Annotated in this window: 21 protein-coding genes; 6 read left to right on the forward strand and 15 right to left on the reverse strand. The window is 59.3% G+C overall.

The annotated features are described in order from the left end of the window. Window positions 1–100: 100 nt before the first annotated feature. A complete protein-coding gene (locus tag ACJO5Y_RS06940; protein WP_406985696.1) occupies window positions 101–565 on the reverse strand; it encodes a YchJ family protein in 465 nt (154 codons plus the stop codon). 107 nt (window positions 566–672) lie between these two features. Between ACJO5Y_RS06940 and ACJO5Y_RS06945 the strand changes: the two genes are divergently transcribed. Then, window positions 673–1410, forward strand: a complete 738-nt coding sequence (locus ACJO5Y_RS06945) for a sulfite exporter TauE/SafE family protein (RefSeq protein ID WP_406985697.1) — start codon at window positions 673–675, stop codon at window positions 1408–1410. A gap of 13 nt (window positions 1411–1423) precedes the next feature. On the opposite strand, the gene ACJO5Y_RS06950 is transcribed toward ACJO5Y_RS06945, so the two are convergent. Continuing rightward, window positions 1424–2101, reverse strand: coding sequence for a Frag1/DRAM/Sfk1 family protein (locus ACJO5Y_RS06950; RefSeq protein ID WP_406985698.1), 678 nt, complete (start codon window positions 2099–2101; stop codon window positions 1424–1426). A gap of 175 nt (window positions 2102–2276) precedes the next feature. On the opposite strand from ACJO5Y_RS06950, the gene ACJO5Y_RS06955 reads away from it, so the two are divergent. Continuing rightward, window positions 2277–3629 carry a cyclic di-GMP phosphodiesterase gene (locus tag ACJO5Y_RS06955; protein WP_406985699.1) on the forward strand — a complete coding sequence of 451 codons (1353 nt, stop codon included), beginning with the start codon at window positions 2277–2279 and terminating at the stop codon, window positions 3627–3629. Between the two features lie 34 nt (window positions 3630–3663). Here ACJO5Y_RS06955 and ACJO5Y_RS06960 read toward each other — a convergent pair whose 3' ends face one another. Beyond that, window positions 3664–4089: a hotdog fold thioesterase gene (locus ACJO5Y_RS06960; RefSeq protein WP_406985700.1), complete on the reverse strand. Its 426-nt coding sequence runs from the start codon at window positions 4087–4089 to the stop codon at window positions 3664–3666. Between the two features lie 99 nt (window positions 4090–4188). After that, complete coding sequence (locus ACJO5Y_RS06965) at window positions 4189–4659, reverse strand: hypothetical protein (protein ID WP_406985701.1); 471 nt, start codon at window positions 4657–4659, stop codon at window positions 4189–4191. A gap of 253 nt (window positions 4660–4912) precedes the next feature. Between ACJO5Y_RS06965 and ACJO5Y_RS06970 the strand changes: the two genes are divergently transcribed. After that, entirely contained in the window at window positions 4913–5596 is a 684-nt protein-coding gene (locus ACJO5Y_RS06970; protein ID WP_406985702.1) for a type 1 glutamine amidotransferase domain-containing protein, read from the forward strand. 19 nt (window positions 5597–5615) lie between these two features. Here ACJO5Y_RS06970 and ACJO5Y_RS06975 read toward each other — a convergent pair whose 3' ends face one another. The 10 genes from ACJO5Y_RS06975 to ACJO5Y_RS07020 all read right to left on the reverse strand — a co-directional run bounded on the left by ACJO5Y_RS06975 (window position 5616) and on the right by ACJO5Y_RS07020 (window position 15087). Beyond that, a complete protein-coding gene (locus ACJO5Y_RS06975; RefSeq protein ID WP_406985703.1) occupies window positions 5616–6068 on the reverse strand; it encodes an acyl-CoA thioesterase in 453 nt (150 codons plus the stop codon). Window positions 6069–6120: 52 nt separating this feature from the next. Continuing rightward, window positions 6121–7296 (reverse strand): benzoate/H(+) symporter BenE family transporter, encoded by a 1176-nt coding sequence (locus ACJO5Y_RS06980; protein ID WP_406985704.1) that lies wholly within the window; start codon window positions 7294–7296, stop codon window positions 6121–6123. A 125-nt stretch (window positions 7297–7421) separates the two neighbouring features. Further along, window positions 7422–8774: an MFS transporter gene (locus ACJO5Y_RS06985; RefSeq protein ID WP_406985705.1), complete on the reverse strand. Its 1353-nt coding sequence runs from the start codon at window positions 8772–8774 to the stop codon at window positions 7422–7424. Window positions 8775–8821: 47 nt separating this feature from the next. Continuing rightward, the gene (gene benD / locus ACJO5Y_RS06990) at window positions 8822–9601 is read right to left on the reverse strand and encodes a benzoate diol dehydrogenase BenD (RefSeq protein WP_406985706.1); all 780 of its coding nucleotides are present in this window, start codon (window positions 9599–9601) and stop codon (window positions 8822–8824) included. Continuing rightward, the gene (gene benC / locus ACJO5Y_RS06995) at window positions 9598–10626 is read right to left on the reverse strand and encodes a benzoate 1,2-dioxygenase electron transfer component BenC (protein WP_406985707.1); all 1029 of its coding nucleotides are present in this window, start codon (window positions 10624–10626) and stop codon (window positions 9598–9600) included. Before benC ends, benD begins: the two co-directional genes overlap by 4 nt. Before the next feature lie 20 nt (window positions 10627–10646). Then, entirely contained in the window at window positions 10647–11138 is a 492-nt protein-coding gene (gene benB, locus ACJO5Y_RS07000) for a benzoate 1,2-dioxygenase small subunit (protein ID WP_406985708.1), read from the reverse strand. Beyond that, window positions 11135–12526 carry a Rieske 2Fe-2S domain-containing protein gene (locus ACJO5Y_RS07005; RefSeq protein WP_406985709.1) on the reverse strand — a complete coding sequence of 464 codons (1392 nt, stop codon included), beginning with the start codon at window positions 12524–12526 and terminating at the stop codon, window positions 11135–11137. Before ACJO5Y_RS07005 ends, benB begins: the two co-directional genes overlap by 4 nt. 32 nt (window positions 12527–12558) lie before the next feature. Continuing rightward, window positions 12559–13500: a catechol 1,2-dioxygenase gene (gene catA, locus ACJO5Y_RS07010; RefSeq protein ID WP_406985710.1), complete on the reverse strand. Its 942-nt coding sequence runs from the start codon at window positions 13498–13500 to the stop codon at window positions 12559–12561. A 115-nt stretch (window positions 13501–13615) separates the two neighbouring features. Beyond that, window positions 13616–13906, reverse strand: coding sequence for a muconolactone Delta-isomerase (catC, locus tag ACJO5Y_RS07015; protein ID WP_406985711.1), 291 nt, complete (start codon window positions 13904–13906; stop codon window positions 13616–13618). 59 nt (window positions 13907–13965) lie between these two features. Further along, the gene (locus ACJO5Y_RS07020; RefSeq protein WP_406985712.1) at window positions 13966–15087 is read right to left on the reverse strand and encodes a muconate/chloromuconate family cycloisomerase; all 1122 of its coding nucleotides are present in this window, start codon (window positions 15085–15087) and stop codon (window positions 13966–13968) included. A gap of 106 nt (window positions 15088–15193) precedes the next feature. Between ACJO5Y_RS07020 and ACJO5Y_RS07025 the strand changes: the two genes are divergently transcribed. After that, a complete protein-coding gene (locus ACJO5Y_RS07025; protein ID WP_406985713.1) occupies window positions 15194–16096 on the forward strand; it encodes a LysR family transcriptional regulator in 903 nt (300 codons plus the stop codon). A gap of 175 nt (window positions 16097–16271) precedes the next feature. Here ACJO5Y_RS07025 and ACJO5Y_RS07030 read toward each other — a convergent pair whose 3' ends face one another. After that, window positions 16272–17051 (reverse strand): IclR family transcriptional regulator domain-containing protein, encoded by a 780-nt coding sequence (locus ACJO5Y_RS07030; RefSeq protein WP_406985714.1) that lies wholly within the window; start codon window positions 17049–17051, stop codon window positions 16272–16274. A 196-nt stretch (window positions 17052–17247) separates the two neighbouring features. Between ACJO5Y_RS07030 and ACJO5Y_RS07035 the strand changes: the two genes are divergently transcribed. Continuing rightward, on the forward strand, window positions 17248–18063 hold the full coding sequence (locus ACJO5Y_RS07035) for a CoA transferase subunit A (RefSeq protein ID WP_406985715.1): 816 nt from the start codon (window positions 17248–17250) through the stop codon (window positions 18061–18063). After that, window positions 18063–18839, forward strand: a complete 777-nt coding sequence (locus tag ACJO5Y_RS07040) for a CoA-transferase subunit beta (RefSeq protein WP_406985716.1) — start codon at window positions 18063–18065, stop codon at window positions 18837–18839. The genes ACJO5Y_RS07035 and ACJO5Y_RS07040 overlap by 1 nt, the downstream gene beginning before the upstream one ends. Window positions 18840–18847: the final 8 nt, after the last annotated feature.

An 18847-nucleotide genomic window follows, 5' to 3' on the forward strand; every position in this document is an offset into this window, starting at 1 on the left:
CATCCGCAGCCAAACCGTCATTCGGGTTCGGCCAGCATCGGACGGAGCATCTCACTGGCAATCTGTCGACACATCCCCTATTCGGGGTATCGGTGATGGATCAGAGGCAACACGCCTTGTATTTTTTACCGCTACCGCAGGGACACGGCTCATTGCGGCCGGGTTTCAGCTGGCCTTCCGTGGTGTCACCGGACACGTAAAACCAACGCCCCTCTTCCTTTGTGAAACCCGATGTTTCTTCCAGATAACCCCAACCGTCACCCAGGCGATAGACCGCACGGAAACGCACCGTGCCGGTATCGCCTCGGGTGGACGCGTCGAGAATACGAAGGGATGTCCACTCCGGCGACTGTTGAGGATCCAGGGATTGCGGGCGGGTACTGCTGTGCCAGGTTTCCAGCAGGTAATCGGCAAGCCGGAGAACGAAAGCGCTGTACCGAGAACGCATCAATGCTTCCGGGGTGGGCGCCGGGCTGCCTTGATGAAATGGCTGACAACAGGCATGGTAAATCTCGCCAGAGCCACAGGGGCAGCACTTCTGTTCAACGGAGGATTCAACGGTCATCCAGATACTCTCATTCCACGATATACTGTTATGAAGGGGCACAGTTTATCAGTTCCGGACATTTCCCGGCTGTGCCATCGGAATCTCCTACCCTCAGGTGACTTGTGTTGGACGATGTATCCCTGGTTCATATTCTGCTTGCCAACCTGACGCTATTTGCAGGTGCTTGCCTCCAGGGAGTTGCCGGTTACGGTATAGGCACCTTTTCGGCCCCCCTGCTGTTCCTGATCAGCCCCCTGTTTGTGCCCGCGCCACTGGTATTGAACGCAGTGGTACTGACCATCTTCATGCTGGTCCGGTACCGGGAAGCCCTGCAGGTCCGAGAGGTTCGCTTCGCGATTGGCGGCGGAGCCCTGGGGACCGTTCTGGCCGGCCTGACGCTGGTGATCCTGTCACCCCAGGGGTTCGAACTGATATTCGGGGTGCTGATACTGGCCGGCGTGGCGCTGAGCATTGGCGGCCTGCGCCCGAGACTGAACGCCCGTAACAGCGTGCTAGCCGGCGCTGCCTCCACCTATATGGGCACGATTACCGCCGTGGGCGGGCCACCCATCGCCCTGATCTACCAGAATGAAAAGGGTCCCCTGGTGCGCGCGAACATGTCCGCGTTTTTCCTGGTGGCCAGCTTCTTCAGCGTTACGGCCCTGTTTGCCTCGGGCTACTTGGGTAACCGCGAACTCACCCTGTTTGCCCTCACCTTTCCCGGTGTGCTTGGCGGCTTCTGGCTCTCGGGCAAACTGGTCCACCGCCTGCCGGTTGAGGGACTGCGGCCCATTATCCTGGGCATCGCCGCCATCGCGGGCACGGCGGCCCTGGTTCGTGGCCTGCTGGCCTTGCAGCTCTGACCGGGATCAGGGCTCAGGCCGCCCACAGCCGGGCGTGAAAAGCGCTGCGCCGCCATAACAAGGCCAGCCACAATGCGTGGATGTTGATCAGCAGGGCCAGAACCCATTCGAAGGCATTGTCCTTCTGATCGTGATAATCAGGCGCCAGGCCGTCCAGGATCAGCGAAAAGATGCCGACCCCCAGCGTGATCTGACACAGGGTCAGCAATCGCCCACCCTCCCGATACCAGACAGGGTGGTTTTTCAGGGCGCCGCTGATCAGCAACTGGCTGATAAACGTCAGGGCAAAGTACAACACCACCCCGGTCCGCCGCACCAGATTGAACCCTTCACCGGTGTGCCCCAGGGCCAGGGTATAGGCGGTCAGCGCCAGACAGGCGATCAGTCCCAGCCAGGGCACCCAGGCGGCTCCGGCGGTGTGAAGTCCCAACTGACGCAGCCAGCGGCCATTCAGCCACCAGAACAGAATGCCCAGCACCGCCGCCGGCAGCATAGCGCCCTTGAAGATAAAGTAGGACGTACCGCTCCGCCCGGTACGACTGATGCTGGTGCAGCTGTCCCAGTAGGGATTGCAGAACGAAATATGGCCCTCAATCACCGAAACCACGAAGGTGGTGTGAATGGTCAGAAACGGAATGAGACCAGCGGCAAGCGCCAGCCACCATAATGGGAATGAACGATGGTCTGCCAAGGGTGCTCCCCCGTTGATGTGACGATATCCAGCTTTCGGCTAGCGCCTGAATGTGTCAGTGACTAATCTGTAAAATGAACATTATTTGATCAGATATTGCAATTGCAGCAGTCGTTGACGGGCATTTCCCGCCAAAATCGACTATATCTACGACAGGGAAGGTTGGGAGGCTTGCATGGGCTCACCACACCAGGAAATCGTCGAAACCCGCATTGATGTCACCGAGCTTGAGCTGGGGATGCATGTCGTTCGCCTCGACAAACCCTGGGAGGACACCAACTTTTTGCTGCAGGGATTTGTCATCCGGCACCCGTCGGAAATTGACGCCCTGCGCGCCCAGTGCGAGTTCGTTTTTATTGAGGGCCGTGTCGAACCCCCTGCGTCCCCACGGCAGCCAGTAACGCCCCGCCCAAAATCCGCCGTCGCCCGTTTGGCCGGAATTTTCAGGCGCGGCCCACCGCCACGACAAACCTCCGCAGCCGGGCCAAAGCAGGCCCGCGCACCCAGCAAGCGAGTGACCTACATCAACAAGGTGAGCGCCGGCCAGGAAATGGAAACCGCGGTGGTTCGGTTCGAGGAAGCCCAGCAGACCGCCAGGGCCATCATGTCGGGGCTTCGGATTGGCCGGGCTCTGGATCTGAATAACGCTCGCTCAGTGGTCAACCACTGTGTCGACAGCGTCCTACGGAATGAGAACGCCCTGTTACTGCTGACCAAAATCAAGAATCAGGACGAATACACCGCCGAGCATTGCATCAATGTCTCTATTCTCTGTGCGGCGTTTGGCAAACACCTCGGACTGCTGGAGGGTGAGATCCGGTCGCTCGCCATGTGCGGACTGCTGCACGACGTTGGCAAATCCCGGATTCCCGTCGAGGTATTGAACAAACCGGGGGCGCTTACCCCCAAAGAGTTCGACATCATGCGTCAGCACACTACCCACGGGCGGTCCATTCTGATGAGCACCAGCCACTCGCTGAATGCCGCTGTGGATGTGGCGTTCAGCCATCATGAGCGGATGGATGGCCAGGGCTACCCCCGGGGTCTGCACGCGCAACAGATTCCCTATTTCGCAAAACTCGTCAGCCTGGTGGACACTTACGACGCCATCACCAGCACCCGGGTATACGACAAGGGGCGAGCCTCCATGCAGGCCCTGGAGACTATCCACAAGCACCGGGGCTCTCAGTTTGATGAGGTGCTGGCCGACGCGTTTATTCAGATGATCGGTGTCTACCCGCCCGGCTCCATCGTGGAAATGCTCAATGGCGAGGTCGGAATCATTGTCGAGAGCCACCCCAAACACAAGCTCAAACCGAAAGTCCTGATGATTCTCGAAGCCGACAAGACACCGATGACGCCCTACAAGCCCCTGAACCTGATGAGCGCGCCGTCGGACAATGTCGGCTCCGCCTACCAGATTGCCCGGGAAGTGCCAGACGGTACTTACGGCATCGTATTACAGGATTTTGTGGACCAGGGACTGATTGCCTCGGCTCCGTCAATCAATGACGGCCCGTCTGGCTAGTTCACTGACCTGCTGCGAACAGTCAGTCGACACATCAAGGGCGCCGGGTCACGGCCATGGTCAGGCGGGAAATACAGGTGGTCTTGCCCTGTTCATTCTCAAGACGAATTTCCCACACCTGGGTTGCCCCGCCGATATGCAAGGCCCTGGCTGTGCCATAAACCCAGCCCCCGGTCACCGGGCGAATATGATTGGCGTTGATGTCCAGTCCCACCGCAACCGTGTTCGGGTCTTTCAGGCAACAGTTCGCCGCCATGCTCCCGAGGGTTTCCGCCAACAGAACGGATGCACCGCCGTGCAGGATGCCAAAAGGCTGAACGGTGCGCTCATCAACCGGCATGCGGCCTTTGACATAGTCATCCCCATACTCCAGGTATTCGATACCCATGTGGTTGACCGCCGTATTCCTGCTGGCTTCCATCATCTGTTCAAGATTGGGGGTTTGGGTCCAGATTGCCATGGTGTTACTGCCTCCTGATGCGTGAAAAACAGGTTAATCAGGACTGAGTTTATACAGTTAGGTAGCGAACAACCATAGGACTTTTACATACCCCTCCCCTCAGTGGAGCACCCGGACACGGTGGGCCGCGCGGGGAGCAAAAGGGATCGTTGGCCAGTTGAGATAGTCCGCGAAAAAGTCGCAGTGCATGGATGTGTCCAGCAATACCTCCATGCACTCCCCAACGCCACAACAGCCCTCCGGATCGGACGCACAGGCCCCGTCCGGCTGTAACTGCTCCAGAGCCCTTGCCAACACCTGCTCCGCACCGGAACGATCGCCCTGATCCGACAATGCGCGAAACACCAGTATCGCCGAAAGGGTCAACTCGATGTGCATGCACTCATCGTGACTGCGGTGAGACAGGCAGGCCAGGTCAAACGCACTGCCAGACAGCGATATGACATCACGCCGGTCACCGCACTCATAACGGGTGAAGGCACCCTCCATCCAGAGCAGCCACAGCTCCTTTTGTTCATCCAGCGGCAAGTCGGCAAACACCCGGCGGTGATTGGGGCATAAAAATTCCATATTGGCTCCTTGTTTTTACTCCATTAATGATAATAATTATCATTTGCGCCCATGGAAAGCAAGGAGGCCATGATCGACCTTCTCTATGTGCTGGGGGGGAGAACCACAGAGCGTTGTGGTCGGACGTCACGGCTGCGCTCTGTAATCCGAATTCGATGGTTGAAATTGATGGCGCTGGCCACAAGGTCTTAAACCAGAGCAGCCAATAGATTTCCGAAGTCCCATTCATCCATCAATCACAAGGATACACTCCATGAACGTTCTGATGGTTCTGACTTCCCACGACCAGATGGGCGATACCGGTCACAAGACCGGGTTCTGGCTGGAAGAGTTCACCGCTCCGTACTACGTCTTCAAGGACGCTGGCGCAGAGATTACCATAGCCACACCCAAGGGCGGACAGCCGCCCGTCGACCCCAACAGCGAGGCGGAGGAAGCGCTGACCGAAACCACCCGTCGATTCCAGAAAGACGCCCACGCCAAAGAATCCCTCGCCAGCACGAAAAAACTGGCGGATGTGGACATGAATGAATTCGACGCGATTTTCTATCCCGGTGGCCATGGCCCGCTGTGGGATCTGGTGAACGATGAGAAAAGCATCGCCCTGATCAAAGCCGCCTACGAGCAGGACAAGGTCATCGGCGCGGTGTGCCACGCGCCCGCGGTCTTTAAAAACGTGGAGGTAAAGCCCGGTCAGAACATCGTCGGCGGTCGCGAAGTCACCGGCTTCAGCAACAGCGAGGAGGAAGCGGTTGGCCTGACCGGCGTCGTGCCGTTCCTGCTGGAGGATATGCTCAAGGAGAACACCGCCACCTACTCCAAAGGCGATGACTGGGCGCCACACATCGTGGTGGACGGCAAACTGATCACCGGCCAGAACCCGGCCTCTTCAGAAGGCGCTGCCAAGGCTGTGGTTCAGGCGCTTCAGGAAGGCTGAACCGCCCTCCTGAAACCTTCTATTCCCCGGCGTGACTGATCAGTACGCCGGGGGCTCCCACCTCCAGCTTTTCCCGGATGTGCGCCGGTATCGGCGTCTTTGCCATCTCCGAGGGCTGAATCAACACGTAGGTAATGTCAGCCTCGGCCACTGTTTGCCCGTCACCAAAGCGGACAAACTCCAGGTGCACGGTGAACGAGGTATTACCCAGACGCCCGACTCGAATCCGCGCCTCCAGCACATCATCAAAGCGCGCCGGTGCCCGGTAGTTCACCGTCAGGCTCACCACCTGGATGTCGAGATCCTGATCCAGCAGGTTCTGGTAGTCCCCGAACAGGGTGCGGATATATTCGTTCACGGAAATATCCACAAAGTCCGCGTAACGGGCGTTGAAGACGACACTCTGGGCATCGCATTCGCCGTAGCGGACGCGGAAACGGAAGCGGAATGGCAGGTCAGTCTGTTCAGTCATCGTTACTCAATCTGCAAACATGGGTGAGCCAACAGCCTACCCCATCAACCAATTATTTTCTGCCCGCACGTCCGTTCAGGACCAGGTAGCAGCCGTAGCCGATGACCACGCCCCAGAACGCGGATGACAATCCGTACAAAGACATCCCGGAAGCCGTCACCACAAATGTGATCAACGACGCCTCCCGGTGGCTGGCATCTTCCAGTGCCGAAAACAGGTTGCCGGCAATGGCCCCCAGCAGCGCCAGACCCGCCAGCACTGCAACAAATGCCGCTGGCAAAGAAGTAAACAGACTGACGATGGTCCCCGCAAACAGCCCGCCCACCAGGTAGAACACCCCGTTAAAAACACCCGCCACATAACGGCGTGACGGATCTTCATGGGCGTCTTTGCCAGTGCAGATAGCCGCCGTGATCGCCGCCACCACCGTGGTGATACCGCCGAAAAACGCCATCGGCAATGACACCAGACTGGTGACGCCGATGATCGGCTTGGCTTTTACCCGATAACCCGCGCCCTGCAGAATGGCCATGCCCGGCAGGAACTGCCCGGTGAGACTGACCAGCACCAGCGGAATCGCCAGGCTCAGTGTGGACCCCAGGGTCCATTCCGGCGCGATGTACTGCGGCACCGCGATGCTCCAGCGCACCCCGGACAGCGACGCGCCCTCAAGGAACACCGCCAGCACCACACCGGCAATCAGCAGCAGCACCAGGGTGTATTTCGGGAACAGGCGGCGGAACACCACGTAGGACACCAGCATGCCAATGGCCAGCGCCGGGGTGGTCTCGATGGCAGTAAAAGCGCCCACGCCGAACTGGAACAGGATGCCCGCCATCATGCCGGCGGCAATGCCTTTGGGGATGGCACGTACAATGGCGTCGAAGGTGCCGGACACACCTATGAAAAAGATAATGATCGCGGCGGTGATGTAGGCGCCGATGGCCTCATTCAGCGACAGTTCCGGAAACAGCGCCACCAGCAGAGCCGTGCCTGGGGCTGACCATGCGGTAACAACCGGCGCTTTCAACCAGATAGAGAGGACAATGCCGGAAATGGCCGCCCCCATGGAGATCGCCCACACCCAGGAGGTCATCATGTCGGTGGAAATACCGGCGCTGGACCCGGCCTGGAAGAAAATGGCCAAAGGCCCCGAATAGGACACAAGGACAGCCAGGAACCCGGCAACAATAGCCGGCAGGGAAAGGTCTTTCAGAAGTCTCGACATAAGCGTGAATCCGTTATTGATTTTATGGCTCTGCTTAACGAAAAAGGGCCCCGAGCGCTTACGCGCCGGGGCCAAGGAGGGTCTGACTGACTGTCTACCCGTGGGTCGCATCAACGCTCCAAATTTCAGTGTCCGCTGGTTGCCATGCCGGCATCCTGTACCGCCGGCGCCTGTTCAAAGCCAAATCCACGACGGCCGACAAGCGCGATGGCGACCGTAGCGATGGCGCCCGGCACGGCCAGTGCCAGGAAATTCATCTGGTGCGGCAGCGCCATGGCCAATAGCGCACCACCCAACAGCGGCCCGACAATAGCACCGTTGCGACCAATGCCGGATGCCCAACCCAGCCCCGTGGAACGAATACTGGTGGGATAATACTGGGCCACGTAGGCGTACAGCAGAATCTGAGAGCCAATGGTGGTCGCACCAGCAATGCCAACCAGCGTATACAGGACCCACATGGGGTTCTCGTAACCCAGCATCACCAATGAGCCTGAGCCCAGGATAAAGAATGACACCAGCACCGAACGCAGCGACAGCCGATCCGCCAGCCAGCCGCCGCCGACCGCACCAACGATCGCGCCAATATTCAGCACCATCAGGAACATCAGGCTGGAGCTCAGGGCGTAGCCAGCGTTGGACATCAGTTTCGGCAACCAGGAGCCCAGTGCGTAGACCATCAGCAGGCAGCAGAAGAACGCGATCCAGAACATGACCGTGCTCATGGCGCGGCCGTCGCGGAACAGTTCCAGCACCGGCGCCTTGCTGTCGGTGGTCGGCGGCACTTGCAGTACGTCCTGTTCGTTGATGTGCCTGAACGGAGCCACCTGCGTCAGGATATCGCGGGCCTCGCCCTCACGCTTCTGGGCCATCAGGAACGCCACCGATTCCGGCAGGAATTTCAACATGAACGGCAGCATCAGCATGGGCACCACCGCCAGGTAGAACATGATTTCCCAGCCATAGTTGGGCACGATCCAGATGCCCAGGCCTGCTGACATCATGCCACCTACGGCATAACCGCTGAACATCAGGGCCACCAGGGTGCTGCGGCTCTTCGCCGGTGAGTATTCACTCATCAGCGAGACCACGTTTGGCATCACACCACCGATACCAAGGCCGGCAATAAATCGCAGAATGCCGAACTGCCAGGGCGTGGTGGCAAAGCCGTTGATCACCGTGGTCACACTGAACAGCACCACGCAGCCGACAATGACCTTTTTGCGGCCCAGCCGGTCCGACAGCATGCCGAAGCCCATGGCCCCGAACATCATGCCGAACAACGCACTACTGCCGAGCAGTCCGGCCACATAGGGGCTCAGTTCCCACTGATCCATCAGGATAGGCAGGACCACGCCGTAGATCACCAGGTCGTAGCCGTCGAAAATGATAATCAGGGTGCACCAGAAGAGTACCTTCCAGTGAAACTTGTTGAATACGGCGTTATCAATAACGTCGTTGACGTCGATGTTTCTCATAATCTCTCGCTTCCGCTATTGTTCTTGTGCGGAGTTGATGGGATTGATTAACCGAGGTCGCCGCCTGCCACGGGCAGGACAGTGCCGGTCATGTAGGAAGACGCATCCGATGCCAGGAACAGGATCGGTTCTGCCTGTTCATCCAGTGTTCCGTAACGATGCATGAAGCTGTTATCCGTGGTCTGGTCTATCAACGTCTGGTACCACGCCTTTTCCTGCTCGCTCTGCTCTTTGGCATTGCGTGGGGTGAGACGCGGCGGCGCCTCGGTACCACCGGGCGCGGCGGCATTCACGCGGATGTTGTGGGGCGCGTACTCATACGCCATGTTTACGGTCATGGCGTTAACGCCGCCCTTGGCCGCGCCATAGGGCACGCGCATCAAGCCTCGCGTTGCCACCGATGACACGTTCACAATCACCCCACCTTTCTGTTCCAGCATGTAGGGCAGCACCGCGCGACAACACCACAGTGTGGTAAACAGCGAGCGCTGGATTTCCTTTTCGATCTGCTCCGGCGTGTAGTGCTCAAACGGCTGCGCCCAGATCGTACCGCCAACGTTGTTGATCAGGATATCGATACGGTCGAACTGCTTTTGCGCTTCCGCCATGATGGTTTCGGCGCCGGCCCAGGTTTCCAGGTTGGCCTGGACCGCGACGGCCTCGGCCCCCTGGTCACGCAGCTCCGCGGCAACGCCCTGCACGTAGTCGGCGATATCGACCAGTAGCAGCCGGGCGCCTTCGGCGGCCGCCAGCTCGGCGACACGCTTGCCGATACCCTGGGCGGCGCCGGTAATCACCATGACCTTGTCGGTGAAGCGGTCCTTCATGCGACCTTCTCCTTGGCCGCCGGCACGCTGGGCGTGAACTTCTCATAGTGGAACGAGTTCGGTTCGATGCCCTTCTCGCGGAAAAACCCGAGTACGGAGTCCACCATCGGGGGCGGCCCACACAGATAGACGTCCACATCGCCTTCGTTCAGCGGCGCTTCATCCATATGCTGGGTCACATAACCCTTGCGCGGATGATCGCTCTCCTCACCGGACACACAGGTGACGTAGCTGAAGTTGTCCAGCTCTTCGGTGAAACGGTCCAGAATGTCCAGGCATACCAGGTCATCCTCATTACTGACGCCGTAGACCAGATGGGTCGGCAGGTCGCAGCCATTGGCCTTCATGTGTTCCAGCTTTGCCAGGAATGGCGCCAGGCCGGTGCCGCCCGCCAGCATCAGTACCGGACGCTCGATCGGGCGCAGGTAGAAGCTGCCCATGGGGCCGGTCAGGGTCACCTTGTCACCGGTACGGGCCTTACCCACCAGCCAGGAACTCATCAGCCCGCCCGGCACATTGCGGATCAGGAAACTGAGATCGCGGCTGCCGGGTTTGGAGCTGAAGGAGTAGGCGCGGGTCTCCTCGGTGCCTGGCACCTGGATGTTCACGTACTGCCCCGGCAGGAAGACGATGTCGTCGTCCGCGGTGATCTTCAGTTCGATCGACGTGGGCGAAATCAGGTTCACCTCGGCCACGGTGCCGGTGACCTTGGCGTTGCCGGTCTTGCACATGGTGGAAGCGACAGGCACTTCCACCACACAATCGCTGGAGGGCACCATCTGGCAGGTCAGCACCATGCCCTGTTCGGCTTCCTCGTCAGACAGCGCTTCGTCAATGTATTCCTCACCCATGTCGAACTCGCCCTGACGGCAGGCGCCCTTGCAGGTGCCGCAGACGCCATCGGAGCAGTCCATGGGCAGATTGATCTGCGCACGGTAGGCGGCGTCGAGAACCGTTTCGCCTTCGTTGCAGGACACAAAACGGGTAACGCCGTCTTCAAAGTTAAGCGCGATGTTGTAACTCATGATGATGCTCTCCCCATCAATTACAGGTGGTAAACGTCCAGCACCTGATTGATGCAATCGTTGTTCAGAACCAGTCGCTTCTCGCGGATCAGCGGCTGCTCGCCGGTGATGTCCAGGGTGTAGAAGGAGGTTCCGAAGAATTCAGCCGTTTTCTTGTAGCGGTAGGCCTTGGTCAGCCAGTTGAACCGCAGCTTTATTTCACTGTCGTCCTGGGACAGGATCTCCAGGTTGCTGGTGAAGTGCGTGGTGCGTGGCTCCGGCATGGAGCTGGCACCGGAACGCTCGGTCTTGATCCGGTAAACCCGGTCTTCCAGGCCTTCCTTGTTGGGGTAGTAGATGAGAGATATCTCGCTTTGGGGATCTTCGGTCAGCTCATCGTCGTCATCCCAGGCCGGCATCCAGTAGGTGACGTCCTCGTGATAGCAGGCCAGCCAGTTATCCCACTCGCGGTCGTCCAGGAAGCGGGCCTCGCGGATGATGAATTGCTCGATGTCGTGATAGCTCAGGCTCATGCGGACGCCTCCTCTGACGCTGTTGAACTCGAAGCCAGGGGAATGAAACGGGCACGCTCGGCCTCGATCGCGCGTGTCATCTCCACCTGCCAATGCTGGTGGTGGTTCACGTACAGGCCTTCGTCGTCCGGCCGCGCGCCACTCATGGTGGGCTTCATGTCGATCTGGTTGGCATGCTCGTCCGGGCCGTCGATCCAGTGCGCGGCACCACGGCTCATGTCGTTCCAGCGCATGTCCCGGGCTTCATAGCCGCTCTGGCAGGCGCGGAACTCTTCCAGGTCATCGGGCGTACCCATGCCGGTCACGTTGAAGAAGTCCTCGTACTGGCGAATGCGTTTGGTACGCAGCTCCGCCGGCTCGTTCTTCGGACCGAAGGCATAGATGGTCACTTCCGTCTTGTTGACGTCGATGGGCCGGGTCACGCGGATCTGTGTGGAGAACTGGTCCATCAGGTAGACGTTCGGGTACAGACACAGATTCTTGGTGGTACGGACAATGGAGTCGGCACGGGCCTCGCCGTAAGTCTTCTCCAGGCGCTCCAGCTGGCTGAAGATCGGGCGCACTTCCGGATTCAGCAGGCGGGTCCACAACATCATGTGGCCGTTCTCGAAGGAATAGAAACCGCCTTCGGCTGACCAGCTCTTGGCATCAACCGCCTCGGTGCCGCCCTTGTCGTAGTTGCGCTGACCCATGGTGGACAGGTAGTTCCAGTGCACGGTGCCCACGTGGTATCCGTCGGCGCCGTTTTCGGCGGTCAGTTTCCAGTTGCCTTCGTAAGTGTAGGTCGAGCTGCCCCGCAGGATTTCCAGGCCGTCTTCGGACTGATCCACGATGTTGTCGATGATCTTGGTGGTTTCACCCAGGTGCTCTTCGAGAGGAACCACATCGGCATTGAGGCTGCCGAACAGGAAGCCACGGTAGTTACCGAATTTCGGCATCTGCTTCAGGTCGTGGGAACCGTCGGTGTTGAACTGCTCCGGGTAACCGCCCTTCTTCTGATCCTTCGCCTTCAGCAACTGCCCGTCGTTACGGAAGGTCCAGCCGTGGAACGGGCAGGTAAAGGAGGTCTTGTTGCCACGCTTCTTGCGACACAGGGTGGCGCCGCGGTGAGAACAGGTGTTGAGGATGGCTTTCAGCTCGCCATCCTTGGTGCGGGTGATGATCACCGGCTGGCGACCCACGGTCACCGTGAAGTAATCGCCCGGTTCCGGGATCTGGCTTTCATGGGCCAGATAAACCCAGTTGCCTTCGAAGATGTACTTCATTTCCAGGTCAAACAGTTCCTGGTCGGTGAAGATGCTGCGATCGCACTGGTAGCGGCCGGTTTCCGGATCCGCTATCACCGCATCGCGCACCTTGTCTGCGAGTTTTTCGAGTTTACTGGTCATGTCGTTCACTCCGTCTTGTTCTTGTGTGTCGCTTACGCAGCATCCGTTTCCAGGGCGCGACGACGTGCGTGGCGTTCCTGGAGTTCGGGCTTGTCCGTAGAAACCAGGGCCACGTTGAACTCAACCTCGGTAATCGGACCGGTCACACCGTGTTTTGCGGCGGTTTCGGACTGCTCCACGTGGTTGGCTTCCACCACCAGCTCTTCGCGGGTTGCGAACGCGAAGTCGTCATAGGTGTACTCATCGCCGGCGATGTTGATCTGGGTGGTCAGGTGCTTGTAGCCCGGCTTGGACACAAAATAGTGAATATGCGCCGGACGCTGGCCGTGACGGCCCAGGTGGTTCAGCAACTGCTGGGTGGAACCTTCAGGCGGGCAGCCGTAGCCGGAGGGCATGATGCTCTGGGCGGCGTAACGGCCTTCGGCATCGGTCTTGATGCGACGGCGCAGGTTGTACTCGCTCTGTGACTGGTCGAAGTAGGAATAGGCGCCCTTGGTGTCGGCGTGCCAGATATCAACAGTGGCATTGGCCAGCGGTTCACCGTTTTCGTCGGTGATCCGGCCCTTGATCAGGATAACCTCGGCGTCCTTGTCGGAGCCGTCATCCATACGGGCAAAGCCTTCACTGATGGGAGCGCCTGCCACGTAAAGCGGGCCTTCGATAGTGCGTGGCGTGCCGCCGGTCAGGCCGGCCTGTTCGTCTTCGGCGTCCTGACGGATGTCCAGGTAACGGTCCATACCCAGGCCCGGCGCCAGCAGGGCGGCTTCGCCATTCGCGCCCAGTTCGCCAACGTAATAGACGGCGCTCCAGAACTCTTCCGGCGTGACGTCGAAATCCTCGACGATCTGGAAAATATCGTGCATGACGCGATGAACGATTTTCTTCATGCGCTCATTGCCACCGTCCTTGTCGAAGCCGGCTACTTTCTCCAGCAGTTCCTTCACATCAGCGGTTTGCATGGTTTTAACGGTCATTGTCGGTCTCCTCGGTCTTTTGTTGTTGTTGCTCAAGACATCCCATCAGTTGGCAACATCATCTATTCAGCCCCTACACCACTGACAGGGCCGGTATCTGGTTAACAATCCCTGCTCAGCGATCATCCTCATGAATGGAGGACGGATGGCGGCACAGGGGCGCAACGGTGATGTCCATATACGGGAACAGCGGCAGATTGCTGACCAGGTCCTGTAATTCGGCGTTGTCTTCAACATCAAAAATGCTGACATTCGCGTAGCTGCCCGCCACACGCCACAGGTGGCGCCACTTGCCCTGTTGCTGAAGATCCTGGGCGTAGGCTTTCTCCCGGGCCTTGATCTCGGCAGCAACCTCAGCCGGCATATCGGTGGGCAGATTGACCTTCATTTCGACTTTGAACAGCATGTGCGCTCCTTACTTGATCTTTGTTTATCGATCTTTGCGGCGTATTTATTTCCGGCGGCCTAAGCTTTTCTGCGATAGAAGGCCAGCTTGTCTTCATCGATTTCGACGCCCAAGCCGGGACCTGCGGGCAGGTCAACGCCGTTGTCATGGAAGCTCAGCGGCCTGACCACGATGTCGTCCTTCATCAGCAGCGGGCCGAACATTTCCGTGCCCCAGTGCAGGGTTTCCAGGGTGGACCAGGCGTGCAGGGACGCCACGGTGCCGATGGTGCCTTCCAGCAGCGTGCCGCCGTACAGGCCGATACCGGCGGCCTGGGCAACGGTGGCCTGCTCCAGCGCACGAGCCGGACCACCGGCCTTGGCAATCTTCATCGCCACCGCGCCAGCAAACCCCGCAGCCGCCAGGGCAAACATGTCTTTTGCGTCCGCGACGGCTTCATCCGCCAGGATCGGAATGTGGAATTTCTCGGACAGCCGCACCAGGGCGGCGAAATCTTTCATCGGTGTGGGCTGTTCCACCAGATCGATACCGGCCGCCTGCAGCTCCGCCATGCCTTTGGCGGCGGAGACTTCGTCCCAGGCCTGGTTCACGTCTACCCGCACACTGGCCTGGTCACCGACTGCATCTTTAATAGCAGCCACGTGGCGCACGTCATCCATCACCGGACGGGAGCCGATCTTCAGTTTGAAGTCACAGTGGCGCTTTTGTGCGATCAGGCTGCGGGCCTCGTCGATATCTTTCGCGGTATCGCCACTGGCCAGGGTCCAGAGCACCGGCAGGTGCTGATGCAGTGCTCCACCAAGAAGGTCCGAGACCGGGCGGTTCAGGCGCTTGCCCTGCAAATCCAGCAGTGCGGTTTCAATGGCGGACTTGGCCAGGTTGTTTCCGCGAGTCGCACGGTTTAGCCTTACCCTGAGGGTATTGATTGCATCAGCCGGCTGGTCGATCAGTTGTGGTTTGAAATAGGTGTCAATGGTAAGTTTCACGCTTTCGGGGCTTTCCGGGCCGTAGGCCAGGCCACCGATGGTGGTGGCTTCACCCAGTCCCTCAAGGCCATCGGAATCCTTGATGCGCACAATCACCATGGTCTGAACCCCCATGGTTGTCATGGACAGCTTGTGCGGCCGGATGGTCGGAATATCGACCAGGATGGCTTCGATGGATTGAATGGTGGCGGACATGGGCTCTCCGAATCGCAAGTTAAAATGCCTGTGATTCGAACAGTACGAAGTTTCACGGATATGAACCAATATTGATTAAGTACTAACCGATACCCTGGAGGTATGGATGGAGCTGAGACACCTGCGCTACTTCGTGGCGGTGGCCGAAGAGCTGAACCTCACCCGCGCCGCGGAAAAGCTGTTTATTGCCCAGCCACCGCTGACCCGCGCTATCAAACAGCTGGAGGAAGAAATGGGCGTGGACCTGTTCCTCCGCAAACCCCGGGGCCTGGAACTGACCACCGGCGGCGAGTACTTCCTGGAACAGGCGCAGCAGATTCTCGACAAGGTCGCAGCCACGATTTATGACACCCGGCGAATCGCCCAACACCGCAAGACCGTATTTTCCATCGGCTTCGTGCCCTCGGTGTTCTACGGGCAACTGCCGCTGATGGTCCGACGCCTGCGACGCAACAAGAACCTGGAAATCATCCTGCATGAACTGAAAACGCGGGAGCAGGTCGATGCGCTGAAAGCGGGCAAGATCGACATCGGCTTCGGCCGGGTACGCATTGAAGACCCGGATGTGGAGCAGGAACTGCTGTTCGACGAGCCAATGATCGCCGCCATCCCCGCCGGCAGCCCGCTGACCCGACATCCTCCCTCCATGAAGGAGCTGTCAGAATGGCCGATGATCGCCTTCCCCTCCAGCCCCGGCCCCAATTTCGCCGACCTGACCCAGGGCCTGTTTCACCGCCGGGGCTTACGGATTAACGTGATCCAGCACGTCAATGACCTTCAGACCGCCCTGTCGCTGGTCGCCTCGGATATGGGGTTTACCCTGGTACCGGAACAGGTCCGGCGGCTGCACCGGGAAGGGGTGGACTACATGCCGCTGGAAGATGACAACATCACCGTGCCGGTTATTGCTTCGCGGCGACGGGGGGAGAATCCCAACGCGGTGATGCGGTTGGCGAATACCATTCTGGATGAGTTGGTGGAGAACCGGTTGACCGGGCGGTATCCGTAATATTGACGTGTCGGCGATATGGGTGTCGGATTACGAGCCTGATGGCTCTAATCCGACCTACAGGTATGCGTGTTCTCTGGTGGGTGTCGGATTACGGCTTCGCCTAATCCGACCTACATGTTTGCATATTCCCGCGTAGGTCGGATTAGCGAAGCGTAATCCGACAACGGAACTATCACTGCGTCGTCCGCCGAACCGCCTCCGCCGCTTGCTGCAATCGCGGCAAATACACCCCCATCAACGTCTCCATGTCCACCCGCGCCGCATTGGTGCTGATATTGATCGCCCCCAGCAATTCACCATTGCCGGCAAACACCGGCACCGCCACGGAGCGAAGGCCTGAGTCCAGTTCCTGATCCACAATCGAATAGCCCTGCTCCCGGACTTTGAAGATGTCCTTTCTCAGAGCATCGGAACGGGTGATGGAGGAAGCGGTATAGGGCTCAAGCTTTACCCGGGCAAGAAACGCCGCCAGCTCGGCTTCCGGCAACTGCGCCAGCAGCACCCGCCCCATGGAGGTATAGGCCGCCGGCAGGCGGGTGCCCACCGACAGGGTGATGGCCATCAACCGGTGCCGCGCCGATGAGCGCACCACGTAGACCACATCATCCCCATCCAGCACTGCCAGCGAGGAGGACTCCCCCAGCTCAGCGGTGATGTCCTCCAGGTATTGCTGGATCACCGCCCGGTACTGGTTCGACGCCTGGTAGGCATAACCCAGCTGCAACACCCGAGGCGTCAGCTCGAACTGCCGGCCATTGCGCTTGACGAAACCGAGGGCATGGAGAGTGAGCAGAAAACGCCGTGCCTTGGCCCGATCCATCTCGGTTCGCGCCGCCACCTCACTCAGCGTCATGCGGGGATGCTCGGCATCAAACGCCTGCAACACCTCCAGCCCTGACGCCAGCGCGCCCACATAGTCCCGGTCTCCGGGTTTGAGAATCTGATCGTCCATTCCTGCCCCTTCCTCACCTGTCTACAGCATCCGCGCATGGTAGCAGCTCGTTCGGTATCCGAACATCCGTGCATTTTTGGTGATTGGTGAAAATTTGTACTTGACGACAGTGAAACCTTCGAGCCATTATGTTCGCATATTAAACTTATGTTCGTATATCGAACTTTTCAACAATCACTGCAATGGAGACACCGTGATGGCTGAATTTCTCTCCCTTCAGGAGGCCGTGAGCCGCCACATCAGCAACGGCGACACCGTCTGTATGGAAGGCTTCACCCACCTGATTCCGTTCGCGGCGGGCCACGAAATCATCCGCCAGGAAAAGCATGACCTGACCCTGATCCGCATGACCCCGGACCTGGTGTACGACCAGATGATTGGTGCCGGCTGTGCGAAAAAGCTGATCTTCTCGTGGGGCGGCAACCCCGGCGTGGGTTCGCTGCATCGACTGCGAGATGCCGTTGAGAAAGGCTGGCCGAACAAGCTGGACATCCTCGAGCACAGCCACGCCGCCATGGCCTGTGCCTATGAAGCCGGAGCAGCCGGCCTGCCGTTCGCGGTATTGCGCGGCTATGTGGGCAGCGACCTGCCCAAGGTGAACGACCAGATCAAGTTCATCGAATGCCCGTTCACCGGCGAGCGCCTGGCCGCCGTGCCGTCGGTTCGCCCGGACGTGGCGGTGATCCACGCCCAGCGCGCCGATCGCAAGGGCAACGTGCTGGTGGAAGGCATTGTCGGTATCCAGAAAGAAGTGGTGCTGGCGGCGAAGCGCAGCATCGTTACCGTTGAGGAAATCGTCGATGACCTGGATGCCGGCGTAAACGCCTGCGTGCTGCCGTCCTGGTCCGTCACTGCCATTGCCGAAGCCCCGAAAGGTGCCAGCCCGTCCTACGCGCTGGGCTATTACGACCGTGACAACGCCTTCTACAAAGAGTGGGACGGCATCGCCCGGGACCGGGAAACCTTCCAGACCTGGCTGAAAGAAAACGTGTTTGAAAAAGGAGCTGCGTGATGAGCCTTGAATTTACCTCCTCGGAAATGATGAGCGTCACTGCCGCCCGCGCACTGACCAGCGACATGACCTGTTTCGTCGGCATCGGCCTGCCCAGCGAGGCCGCCAACCTGGCGCGCCTGACACACGCTCCGGACGTGACCCTGATTTACGAATCCGGCACCCTGCAAACCAAACCGGACGTGTTGCCCCTGTCGATCGGTGACGGCGAGCTGTGCGAGTCTGCCCTGACGACCGTTTCGGTACCGGAAATGTTCCGCTACTGGCTGCAGGGCGGCCACATCAGTGTCGGCTTCCTGGGCACCGCCCAGATCGACCGTTACGCCAACCTGAATACCACCCTGATCGGCGACTACCGCGAGCCCAAGGTTCGCCTGCCCGGCGGTGGCGGCGCGCCGGAGATTGCCACCAATGCGAAAGAGGTGTTCATCACCGTCAAGCACTCCAAGCGTACCTTTGTGAAGGACGTGGATTTCGTGACCACCGTCGGTTTTGGCCGTGACGGCAAGGCCCGGGACAACGTGCCCAATATTGGTCGCGGCCCCACGGTGGTGATCACCGACCTGTGCATCCTGAAGCCAGACCCGGACACCAAAGAACTGGTGGTCACGTCCCTGCACCCGAACGTGACTCGTGAAGAGGTGATCGAAGCCACTGGCTGGGAGATCCGTTTTGCCGAGTCGCTGGACACCACGCCGGAACCAACCGCCCATGAGCTGGAAATCCTGCGTGACCTGAAAGCACGCACAAACGCCCACCATGCCGGCCAACAATGAGGACTATC

Origin of the sequence: Marinobacter alkalisoli (genome assembly GCF_045449855.1) — a bacterium.
Classification (GTDB): Bacteria; Pseudomonadota; Gammaproteobacteria; order Pseudomonadales; family Oleiphilaceae; genus Marinobacter.